Raw genomic sequence first — 12324 nt, 5'->3', positions numbered from 1 at the left:
CGAGGTAAAATAGAAGTTTACCCATTCGATTTATTACCCGTTACAAAGTAATAAAAACTATTCATTTTTTAAGGTAGAAAAATACAAAATGTTTCTCGAAAACACAGTAAATCATAAAGAGCAGTTTGGATGGATTGAAGTAATTTGCGGATCCATGTTTTCGGGAAAGACCGAAGAACTTATTCGTAGATTGAAACGAGCTCAATTTGCCAAACAAAAAGTAGAGATTTTTAAACCCGCTATTGATACTCGTTATCATGATGAAATGGTAGTTTCTCACGACAGTAATGAAATTCGTTCTACACCAGTTCCCGCTGCAGCCAACATTGCTATTTTAGCACAGGGCTGTGATGTAGTTGGGATTGATGAAGCACAGTTTTTTGATGACGAAATTGTTACGGTTTGTAATGATCTTGCTAATCAGGGAATTCGCGTTATTGTTGCTGGTTTGGATATGGATTTCAAAGGAAACCCTTTTGGTCCTATGCCAGCTCTAATGGCTACCGCCGAGTATGTTACCAAAGTGCATGCTGTTTGTACGCGAACAGGAAATTTGGCGCATTACAGCTTTAGAAAAACCGATAATGATAAACTCGTAATGCTTGGTGAAACTGAAGAATATGAACCTTTGAGTCGAGCTGCTTATTATCATGCTATGAGGAAAGAGGAAGAGAAATAGTTTGTCTGGAAGCAATTAATACTATTTTTTAGTTTCAATAAAATATAAAATTAACTGCAATAGATTTACAAACTAGAGAAATATCATTTGTTTAAGAGTTGCTTTCTATTCAGAATGAAGAAATTGTAGTTCGTCTAGAAAATTTTCTAAAAAATAAAAGAAACCCTTTCAGAATTTAAATTTTTGAAAGGGTTTCTTTTATTTTTTTAGACTTTTTTTTTAAATAGAAATTAGTAAATCCTTGCTGTCTGTAATTTTTAACAATCCAATTTAGGCAGTTACTGATTCTTATTTTTTAAACTTTTGAAATCCTCGATATACAATCCTTTGGCAGTGTTAGTAGGATTGAATGCAGCAAGATTGTCGATTCTAAAAGATAATGAGGTGTCGGTATTTTTCCCTGTAGTTCGCATAGTTTGCCCAGTAATTAGTTCGAGAGCCTTCTTCAAACATGGGTCATTTACGTTTCCAAACTCAACCAGATTTAAGAAAACAAGATAAGGATTAACTTCGTAATCAGGCGTAATTTTTGTTGGATTTACGTCTTTGTCTTTATTATAATATGAAAAAGTAATAGGTTGCAATTGCCATTTGTGTTTAGTGCTTCTATGAGCATATGAAGCGTAATTATAAGCAGGGGAATCATATAGCGTATTAGATCCTACAAATTTACCTACTGTTTCTTCGCCTATTGTGGTCACGTTAATGTATTTTTTTAAACATTGAATAGTGAGTTCACTGGCAGAAGCCGTTTGAAAACTTACCAAGACATATATTTTTGTCAAAGCAAGGCTGTTGATACTTTCGTTCCTCTGTAAAGTGGGTTCGTTGTCAACCAAGTTGAAAATATTTACTTTATCGGAAAGGTTTTCAAAGCCATCTTCGCTATTGTGTTTGTTATTGAAGTCTAAATAAATATAAGGTTTATTGGTAAAACTTCCGTTAATCATTTGTGCCAAAGCAACTGCAGTTTCTAATGATCCGCCTCCGTTGTATCTTAAATCTAAAACCAATTCGTTAATTCCGTCCGTTTTCATTTTGGCAAAAGCCGCATTCAGTTCGTCATTGTAATCTGACTTGAAACCATTATAAACCAAATAACCAATGTTTTTGCTATCATATACTTTCTTTTCGTAATAAGCAACTGGGTTTTCATCAATTTCGGTTTTGGTTACAGTTACTGTTCCTGCTTTATCTGTGGTTACCAAACCAGTGCTTATAAATTGCACGCTTGCTGCCAAAGTAAGTGTTAGTTGTGTATTGTTTAATTGATCATAATTGCTTGAAGTAAGGGGACTACCATTTAATTTTGTAATAACATCACCTCTTTTCAATCCCGCCAAAGCTGCAGGTGAACCTGGCACAATATAATTAATCAAGGCTACCATATTAATATTTGAAGCGTCTTTAGGGTAAATTCCATAACTAAAACCGCCACTTTTTTCGACTTCGGCAATTTTGGAAGCATACACGACCTCATTACTGTTTTCAATCCAAGAAAATCGGTCAACAGTTCCTCTTTGATATAGGAGCGAATAAAAAAGAGCATCGGGGGTTTTTCCGTTAATAAAATTAGCATAGGTCGTGGTAGAAGCTATTTTGTTATCAGACAAATCGGCAACATTGGGCTGCCAATAATACCAAGAATTCATTGCTTTCCATACAAAATTGTTAATCTCGTCTGGTGTAGTAGTTTTGGTCTCATTAGAATCAGAATCCTTGCTGCAAGAAGTAAAAACCAACCCTACAAGCAACGTTAAAATGACATATTTTAATTTCATTATTATTCAATATTATTTTAAATTAAATTTGTAAACTTTAAAACTCTAAAATTATGAAAAATAGTACATCAAAAACCATCTTTTTACTGCTTTCTTTAGGATGCTTCTTTCTTTTTTCATGTTCTAGACAACTATTAGACATTAAGAACCAAACCTATAAAAGTTATAACAGAAATAGTGAAAAAGGGTATGTAGTTAGTTTTGAGCTGAACAACACTGCTATTATTCCAAAATCGATTGTGATAAATGGTATTGTTCAAAATATTACAAAAGAAAACAAAATTGGTACTACTTACCAAGTAAATGTGATTGCACAAACCACTATGATTCATAACTACCAAGTAAAATTAGAGGAAAAGGAAAACGGAATTTATTTTGAGAAAGATTCGCAACTATTTTTTCAACCAGTGAAATTTAAATTAATCACCAATTAATTCATACTTATCCAAAATGAACATTAAAAGGGGAATAAATAATTAACAAGAATATTTATTTCTACAAAGCATTTATTTTATACTTTTATACATACAAATTAAGTCATAATGGGTTATTGCTTTTTTATTATAAAAACACTATATTCAAATAATGACAACCACTCATTTTTAATTTCAATACCAAAAAGTTAAACCCTTGACTTTATCTATCCCAAAAATCGAAAAAATCCTCCAAGCCAAAAGACTTGGAGACAGTAACGCAATAATTGAAACCATTTCTATCGACAGTCGCTCATTACAAAACAACGATAAAACCATTTTTTTTGCGTTAATCGGAGTTAATAATGATGCGCATTTATACATCCAGGATTTAATTGAAAAAGGTGTTAGGAATTTTGTAGTTGCTTATATTCCCGAAAATCTTCAAGGTAAAGCTAATTTTTTAATTGTAGAAAATACTTTAACAGCTTTACAGCAAATTGCTTCCCATTACCGCAGTCTTTTCACCTTTCCAATTATCGGATTGACTGGAAGCAACGGTAAAACCATCGTAAAAGAATGGCTCAATTTTCTTTTGAGTCCTGATTTTAACATTATCCGAAGTCCAAAAAGTTACAATTCTCAAGTTGGGGTTCCGTTGTCGGTGCTTGCCATCAATGAACAACATAATCTTGGTATTTTCGAAGCTGGAATTTCGACAACTTCTGAAATGGAGAAATTAGAAAAAATCATTCATCCAACCATTGGAATTCTAACCAGTATCGGTTCGGCGCATGATGAAGGATTTGAAAATTTAGAGTCAAAAATTAAAGAAAAAATGTTACTTTTTCAACATTCGGAAGTAGTCATTTATCAAAAAAATAATAGTGTAGAGCAATCTATTCTCCCTGAAACTAACCCTTTTTCTTGGTCTTTTACAGACGAAACAGCCACTGTTTTTGTATCCAAAAAAGAACATACTCACGAACATACAACTATTGAATATACCTATAACCGAACCGTTTCGACTTTGCAAATTCCTTTTGTAGATGATGCTTCATTAGAAAATGTGATTTCATGTCTTTCGGTTTTACTGTATTTGGAATACGATGCCAAAACGATTCAAAACCGAATCGAATTATTGTATCCAATTGAAATGCGTTTGAAAGTAAAAAACGGAATCAATAATTGCAGTCTGATTGATGATAGTTATAGTTCCGATTTTCAGTCATTGAAAATCGCTTTGGATTTCTTAGAAAATCAAAAACAACATCAGAAAAAAACGGTGATTCTATCGGATATTTTTCAAAGTGGATTGTCCAATGAAGCATTATATTCTAAAGTAGCTGAGTTAATTATTTCTAATAAAATCAGTCGTTTTATCGGAATTGGAGAAACGATTTCAACTTTGAAAACAAAGCTTCCTAACGCCTTTTTCTATAAAGATACTAATGAATTTTTAGAGCAACTAGAATCCTTGTCTTTTGAAAATGAAACCATTTTAGTTAAAGGAGCAAGGTCTTTTCAATTTGAAGAAATCGTGTCGGCATTGGCAGAGAAAACACATGAAACGATGTTGGAGATTAATCTCAATGCGATAAGTCATAATTTCAATTTCTTTAAATCAAAACTGAAACCCAGCACGAAAATGATGGCGATGGTAAAAGCATTTGGTTATGGAAGCGGAGGATTTGAAGTTGCAAAATTATTAGAACATCACAAAGTAGATTATTTGGGTGTGGCTTTCGCCGATGAAGGAATATCGCTAAAAACAGCAGGAATCAATTTACCAATTATGGTTTTGAATCCCGAAAGCACCAGCTTTTCGGCTATAATTCAGCATCAGCTTGAACCCGAAATTTATAGTATAAAAGGACTAAATGCCTTTTTGAAAATTGCCGAGCAAAAGAAATTAAAAGACTTTCCGATACATATAAAATTAGATACCGGAATGCATCGATTGGGATTTGAAGCGAACACAATTGATGATTTGATAACTACTTTAAAAGGGAATCAAGCGGTTAAAGTAAAAAGTATTTTGTCTCATTTGGCCACAAGTGATGATTTGAATCACAAAGATTTTGTTCAGTATCAAATTGCCTTATTCGAGAAATTATCTTCGCAATTAATGAACGAATTGCAAATTACCCCTATTCGTCATATTTTGAACACTTCGGGAATTAGTAATTTTCCACAGGCACAATACGATATGGTTCGCTTAGGTATTGGCCTTTATGGAGTTTCCAATGATCCGGAGGAACAAAAATATCTTGAAAATGTAGGTACTTTAAAATCGATTATATCACAAATCAGAACGATTCAAAAAGATGAAAGCGTTGGTTACGGCAGACGATTTATTGCGGGTAGAGAATCAAAAATTGCAACTATTCCTATTGGTTACGCCGATGGTATTGCCCGAAGTTGGGGGAATGGCGTGGGATTTGTAACCATAAAGAATAAAAAAGCCAGCATTCTCGGAAGCGTTTGTATGGATATGCTAATGGTCGATGTTACAGAAATTGATTGCAGAGAAGGCGATGCTGTAATTATTTTTGGCGAAAGCCCAACCGTAACTTATATGGCAGAGCAACTGAAAACGATTCCTTATGAAATCCTTACTAGTATTTCGCAAAGAGTGAAACGCGTTTTTTATAGAGAATAAAATCATTTCAATTATTTGGGCGTGACCCTCCCGAAAAGGTCGGGTCGGGCTTTCCGTTCCCGCTTTTTTATATTTGGCGAAGAAAAATCGCCAAATATAAAAAGAGCTCCACTACAATCCCTCACGCGGAATAAATAAACGAATTTTTCTAATAATAAAATGACAAAATCATATTGAGAAGTAGCAATACAAACACGATTTTGCTTTCAAAAATTAACTATATTCGTAGGAGTTATTAATCTTAAATTTTAATTATATGGGAATGCTTTCAGAATTTAAAGCCTTTGCAATGAAAGGCAACGTAGTTGATCTTGCTATAGGGGTTATCATCGGTGGTGCTTTCGGAAAAATCATAAGCTCATTAATTGAAGATGTAATTACTCCTCTTTTATTAAAGCCAGCATTGTCAGCCGCTAATTTGTCAAAAATAGAAGAGCTTACTGTTTTTGGTGGTGTAAAATACGGAATGTTTATTTCAGCCGTGATTAATTTTATCATCATTGCTTTTGTATTATTCCTTATTATCAAAGGAATTAACGCAGCTAAAAAGAAAGAAGCAGTTGTTGAAGCTCCGCCAGCAGGACCTACACAGGAAGAATTACTTATACAGATTCGTGATTTATTGAAAAGCAATAAAAGTATCTAACTGACTAAGCTTTTGATTTAAAAAATAAAGAGTTCTCGAAATATTCTTTAAAGAGCAGTATAAACTTTGAAACTTAGCAACTCTAAAAAATACCGCTACATTATATATTCTAACCAAACCACTCTCTAAAAGAGTGGTTTTTCTATTTTGTTTGATTTATAACATTTTGTTAATTTTTGTTAACCCCCTTGTTATCTTTTGAAGATTACTTACTTTTGTCCTTCAAAATAGAAATACACAATAAAAATATATAGAATGAAAATAGCAGTTGTAGGTGCTACCGGAATGGTTGGCGAAATCATGTTGAAAGTATTAGAAGAAAGAAATTTTCCATACACAGAATTAATATTAGTTGCTTCTGAAAGATCAGTGGGAAAAGTAATTGAATTCAAAGGGCAAAAACATACTGTAGTAGGATTACAAACTGCTGTGGATATGAAAGCAGATATTGCTTTGTTCTCTGCTGGAGGAGAAACCTCATTACTATGGGCTCCAAAATTTGCTGAAGCAGGAACTACAGTTATTGACAATTCATCTGCTTGGAGAATGGATCCAACCAAAAAATTAGTGGTTCCAGAAATCAATGCTGACCAATTAACAAAAGAAGATAAAATTATTGCTAATCCAAACTGTTCGACTATTCAAATGGTATTGGCTTTGGCTCCGTTACACAAAAAATACAATGTAAAACGTGTAATTGTTTCAACTTACCAATCTATCACTGGGACTGGTGTAAAAGCGGTTCAGCAATTCGAAAATGAAGTGGCTGGAATAGAAGGCGACATGGTTTACAAATACAAAATCAACAGAAACTGTATTCCACAATGTGATAGCTTTGAAGATAATGGATACACTAAAGAAGAGATGAAATTGGTTAAAGAAACCAAAAAAATCTTAAGCGATGATAGTATCAAAGTTACTGCTACTGCTGTTCGTGTACCTGTTGTTGGTGGACATAGTGAAGCAGTAAATGTTGAATTCAGTAATGATTTTGATGTAAACGATGTAAGAACTATTTTGAGTCAAACTGCTGGTATTGTAGTTCAAGATAATTTAGACACTTTTACATACCCAATGCCAAGATATGCTGAAGGCAAAAATGATGTTTTCGTAGGTAGAATTCGTCGTGACGAAAGCCAGGATAACACATTGAATATGTGGATTGTTGCTGATAACTTAAGAAAAGGTGCTGCAACAAATACGATTCAAATTGCTGAATACTTAATAGCTTCAAAATTGGTTTAATCCTTTTTTACAATTTAATAACTACAAAAACTACAACTTTAAACAGTTGTAGTTTTTTTGTTTTACTACCTTTGCGATGATGAAAAGGAAACAACTCATAATAAATCTCTCTTTAGTCGTTGCAGTATTGTTCTCGATACTGTTTCAATCTTTTGATAGTATTGGGCATCTTCAAGAGAAGTTTTCTGAGAAACAATGTCATCACGCCTATAATTCCAGTTCTGAATTTACCCATCAACATCACAGTTTTGATCATTGTTATGTTTGTCAATTTGGTTTCAGCAGTTTTATAACTCCAATAAAATATTCCTACGCATTTTTAGCTGGGAATTATAATATCCCCTATTTCTCTACATACGCCGAATCTATTTTTTCATTTTCGGGCAGTTTGTATTCCCATCGTGGTCCCCCAAATTGTATTTAAATAACCATTTTTTGGGTTATTCCATTTTTAAATTTAAGCACTTATGTACTGACAATTTTCTTTGTTGAAAAATTGTCGGATGCTTTATTATTTACAAAATCACTTTCTGTCATTTGCTACTTTTCTATAAAGAGCTTTGATCAGAGATAATACAATTATTTAAATGAAAAAATATATAGTAGCTCTATTACTAGGGCTTAGCAGTTTTTTACAAGCACAAAATTCAATCTCTGGAAAAGTAACTAATTCTCAAAATAACCCTTTAGCGGGAGTTATAGTTGATGCTCCAGAACTACATAAATCCACAAAAACAGATGAAAATGGGTTGTATACTTTGACTCAATTGCCTAATGGCGATGTAACTCTTGCGTTTTCATTCGTGGGATTTGCATCTCAAAACCAACGAGTAGTAAAAGTTCAAAATACACCAATACTTGATGTGGTTTTAGAAGAAATGGCTTTTCAAATGGATGAAGTTATAGTGTCTACCCCTTTCTCAAAATTACAATCACAAAATGTAATGAAAGTTGATAGACAAAGTATCAAATCGATGCACGAAAAAGGAAGTGCAACTTTAATAGAAGGATTAGCTACTATTCCTGGAGTCTCTCAAGTTTCTACAGGAACTTCTATTGGTAAACCAGTAATTCGAGGGCTAAGCGGTAACCGAGTTTTGGTCTACAGCCAAGGTGTTCGAATAGAAAATCAGCAGTTTGGTGATGAACATGGTTTGGGCTTAAATGATGCTGGTGTAGAAAATGTCGAAGTAATCAAAGGACCTGCTTCTTTATTGTACGGTTCTGATGCGTTAGGTGGTGTTTTATTTTTTAATCCCGAAAAATTTGCTGCTGCCAATACTTTTCAAGGAGATTTTGGACAAAGATTATTTTCGAATACTCTTGGAAGTAATACTACTTTGGGTTTAAAAGCATCTACCGATAATTGGAAATATTTAATTCGTGGAGCATACACAACTCAATCTGATTATAAAATTCCAGACGGAGATCGTGTTACTAATACTCGTTATCAAGAAATGGATTTCAAAGCTGGAATTGGGTATAGTAATGCCAAATTCTCCAGTGTTTTGAGATATAATTACAACAATTTAGATCTTGGAATTCCAGAAGAAGGTATTGCAGATCAAACGACTTCCAAGAAAACGGCTTTTCCAAAACAAGGGGTTTATAATAATTTATTCTCTTTGAATAATACTTTGTTTTTTAGTAATTCTAAAATGGATGTAAATTTGGGTTACATCAGAAATGATCGTAATGAGTTTGAAGACAGTAATGTTGCCGTTTTACACATGATTTTGAATACTTTCGATTATAACGTCAAATATTATTTGCCTACTTTAGGGAAGTTTGAAACTATTGTTGGTGTTCAAGGAATGTCTCAACAAAATAAAAATCTTGGTGAAGAATATTTAATTCCAAATGCTGTAACCAATGATTTTGGAATATTTGGAACAGGAATTTATAGTTGGGGTTCTAATTCATTACAAGCAGGAATTCGTTTTGATAACAGACATTTAGTTTCTGATGAGCATGGAATTATTGATGAAGAAGGTTATTTTGAAGCTCTTGATAAAAAATACGATAGTTTCAATGCTTCATTGGGTTATAAAACCGATTTAGCAACTGATTTAACTTTTCGTTTGAATGCTGCAACTGGTTTCAGAGCACCAAACTTAGCTGAGTTATCGTCTAATGGTATTCATGAAGGTACTTTTCGATATGAAGTTGGGAATCCTAATTTGAAAACGGAGCAAAACCTACAAACTGATTTAGATTTAGAATATAAAATCAGTCATTTTGAGTTTAGCGTAAGTGGTTTTTACAATCATATCAACGATTATATTTATGCTGCTCCTTCTGGAGAAGAACTTGATGGAGTGAAAGTATATGATTACATTCAAAACAATGCAAATTTATATGGTGGAGAAGTTGCCTTGCATATTCATCCGCATCCTTTGGATTGGTTGCATTTTGAAACAAGCTTTTCTACAGTAACTGGAAAATTACAAAGTGGAGGCTTTTTGCCTCAAATTCCAGCAAACAATTGGAATAATACTTTAAAAACAGATTTTATCCTTGGCAAATGGCTTGAAGATGGATTCGCAACTTTGAATGTTTCAACCACTTTTAGCCAAAATAATGTAAGTGGTTATGATATTTCTTCAGATGGTTATACATTACTAAATATGGGTTTTGGTGGAAAAGTAAAATTTGGAAAAACCGCTTTTGATATCAACTTGAACGGAAATAATTTACTAAACAAAACCTATGTTCCACATTTGTCACGTTTGGCAACGGCAGGGATTCCCAATATAGGAATCAATGGTGTTTTAGGAATTGCTTTTAAATTCTAAATTGAAATATTTAAAAAAAGAAAACCCCAATACCATTTTGCTATTGGGGTTTATTTTTAATATTCAATTTTTCCAATTTGCCTCATAATTCGAACAATTTTTGCTTTTCTATTGTTGATGTAGGATGAGGAACTAGTTGCTTTAAATCTTCTTGGATTTGGTAAAATAGCTGCGATTCCAGCCGCTTGTTGCATCGTTAAACTAGATGCATCTTTACGATACCAATGTTCTGTTGCGGCATAAGCTCCGTAAACACCATCGCCCATTTCGATACTATTGAGATAGACCTCCATGATGCGTTCTTTGCCCCAAATGAGCTCTATTAAAACAGTAAAATAAGCTTCGAGACCTTTACGAAGGTAACTACGTCCTTGCCAAAGAAAAACATTTTTGGCCGTTTGTTGTGAAATAGTACTTCCTCCTTTTATTTTTCGCCCTCTTTCATTGCTTTTATAGGCTTTTTGCATGGCGATAAAATCAAAACCATTATGAGTTAAAAAAGTTCCGTCTTCACTAGCGATTACGGCTTTTTGTAAATTCATAGAAATTTTTTCGATTGGTTCCCAATTGTGACTAAAATGATTTTCCTTATTCGCTCCGTTGTTTTCAAAATAACGCATTACCATTAAAGGTGTGAATGGAACGGGTACAAATTTAAAAAGGACTACAGAGGCTATTGAAAGTCCAAAAAACCACAACAACACTTTTAATAAAAACCATTTTACTTTGGTCATAAAACTTCCCGATTTTTTTTTCACGGGCTTCTTAGTTGTTGTTTTTTTTGGTGTTATTTTGGTTGCCATTTTTTTATACTAAATCTGCTAATTCTGTTCCTATTATACTGCCTATTGCTACTCCCATACCGCCAAGACGAACGCCACAATACACGTTTTCAGACAGTTGCTCCACAATAGGTTTTTTGCTGTTACCAATGCCCATGATTCCGCTCCAGCGGTGTTCAATTTGAACTTCTTGGTTGGGCAAAATTACTTTTTTTAATAAGTCTTCCAATTTTTTTTGCACAATTTCTGTTTGACCAAATTCAGTTGTATTTTCAGCTTCAAAATCTAGGTTTCGTCCACCACCAAGCAATATTCGGTTGCCTATGTTTCTAAAATAATAATAGCCTTTGTCTAAATGAAATGTTCCTTTAATGTCAAGATTTGGAATGGGTTCTGTGATAATAACCTGAGCTCTTGCTGGTTTTACAGCTCCTTCGGTTAGTTTGTTGGCAAAACCATTAGTAGCAAACAATAATTTTTTGGTAGTGAAACTAAAATCTCCCAAAGCAACTTCAACACTGTTTTCGTTATCTATATAGGAAGTAAGCGTTTGTTGGTTCAGAATTAAAATATCTTGTGCAATGGCTTCCTTCAATAAGGCCTGCATCATATTTCCAGTGTCTATTTGAGCTTCAAAAGGATTGAAAATTAAATATTCGTTGATACCTCCAAAACCAAAACGGTCTACTTCTTTAGCAAATACATCAGTTTTAAAAAGAGGCTTTAAAATGGAATTAATAAAAGGCAATTTATTGGAACACTCTGAAAAACTGCTTTCATCCTCTTTCAAAAACAATTCATAACCTCCGTAAGGTTTGAAATCTATTGTGGAATCACCAAGGCGTTTTCTTAATAATTGGAGTCCACTCCATCTTTTTTGGATGAGTTGAATAACCTCTTCTTCTGTATGAGATTTTAAATCATCTATGATCTCAGAAATACTACCAAAACAAGCAAATCCAGCGTTTTTAGTACTGGCTCCCTGTGGCAACATACCTTTTTCAAGAATTAATATTTTACTATCTGGATATTTTTCGCGCAAGCGCAACGCTGTATGTAACCCAACAATACCACTGCCAATAATAGTGTAATCTATCTGGCTGAACCAATTTTTCAATTCCCAATAGCTTAGTTGCATCTGCTTTTTTTTATAAAATTAAATAAATTTTTCAGTTTTCAAATGTTATCAATTTAATATATGACCAAGATTGCTAACTTTTAAAATATATTATTATTTCCAATGGAATATGATTTGGCATCATAATTGTGAAGTAAATGAAGGTTTTATGTAAAAGATTTTTCTTTCGTTAGACGAAATCTG

The 12324-nt window shown here is 33.3% G+C and carries 9 protein-coding genes; 6 read left to right on the top strand and 3 right to left on the bottom strand.

Annotation, left to right across the window (positions count from 1 at the left end):
- Positions 1-88 precede the first annotated feature (88 nt).
- Complete coding sequence (locus CLU82_RS10220; protein WP_100843000.1) at positions 89-679, top strand: thymidine kinase; 591 nt, start codon at positions 89-91, stop codon at positions 677-679.
- 278 nt (positions 680-957) lie between these two features.
- Here the strand turns inward: CLU82_RS10220 and CLU82_RS10215 are convergent, their stop codons facing one another.
- Positions 958-2460: a S41 family peptidase gene (locus tag CLU82_RS10215; RefSeq protein WP_100842999.1), complete on the bottom strand. Its 1503-nt coding sequence runs from the start codon at positions 2458-2460 to the stop codon at positions 958-960.
- Positions 2461-2513: 53 nt separating this feature from the next.
- Here CLU82_RS10215 and CLU82_RS10210 point away from each other — a divergent pair, with 53 nt between their 5' ends.
- The 5 genes from CLU82_RS10210 (at position 2514) to CLU82_RS10185 (ending at position 10221) form a co-directional block, all read left to right on the top strand.
- Positions 2514-2894, top strand: coding sequence for a hypothetical protein (locus CLU82_RS10210; protein WP_100842998.1), 381 nt, complete (start codon positions 2514-2516; stop codon positions 2892-2894).
- Between the two features lie 196 nt (positions 2895-3090).
- A complete protein-coding gene (locus CLU82_RS10205; protein ID WP_100842997.1) occupies positions 3091-5535 on the top strand; it encodes a bifunctional UDP-N-acetylmuramoyl-tripeptide:D-alanyl-D-alanine ligase/alanine racemase in 2445 nt (814 codons plus the stop codon).
- A gap of 256 nt (positions 5536-5791) precedes the next feature.
- Positions 5792-6181, top strand: coding sequence for a large conductance mechanosensitive channel protein MscL (gene mscL, locus CLU82_RS10200; protein WP_100842996.1), 390 nt, complete (start codon positions 5792-5794; stop codon positions 6179-6181).
- Between the two features lie 255 nt (positions 6182-6436).
- Positions 6437-7426, top strand: coding sequence for an aspartate-semialdehyde dehydrogenase (locus tag CLU82_RS10195; RefSeq protein ID WP_100842995.1), 990 nt, complete (start codon positions 6437-6439; stop codon positions 7424-7426).
- A gap of 587 nt (positions 7427-8013) precedes the next feature.
- Complete coding sequence (locus tag CLU82_RS10185; RefSeq protein WP_100842993.1) at positions 8014-10221, top strand: TonB-dependent receptor; 2208 nt, start codon at positions 8014-8016, stop codon at positions 10219-10221.
- A 56-nt stretch (positions 10222-10277) separates the two neighbouring features.
- Here CLU82_RS10185 and mtgA read toward each other — a convergent pair whose 3' ends face one another.
- Positions 10278-11024, bottom strand: a complete 747-nt coding sequence (gene mtgA, locus CLU82_RS10180; RefSeq protein ID WP_100842992.1) for a monofunctional biosynthetic peptidoglycan transglycosylase — start codon at positions 11022-11024, stop codon at positions 10278-10280.
- Between the two features lie 4 nt (positions 11025-11028).
- Positions 11029-12141 (bottom strand): FAD-binding oxidoreductase, encoded by a 1113-nt coding sequence (locus CLU82_RS10175; RefSeq protein WP_100842991.1) that lies wholly within the window; start codon positions 12139-12141, stop codon positions 11029-11031.
- Positions 12142-12324: the final 183 nt, after the last annotated feature.

The sequence above is a fragment of the Flavobacterium sp. 5 genome (assembly GCF_002813295.1).
Taxonomy (GTDB): Bacteria; Bacteroidota; Bacteroidia; order Flavobacteriales; family Flavobacteriaceae; genus Flavobacterium.
This window is presented reverse-complemented; position numbering and strand designations above follow the sequence as displayed.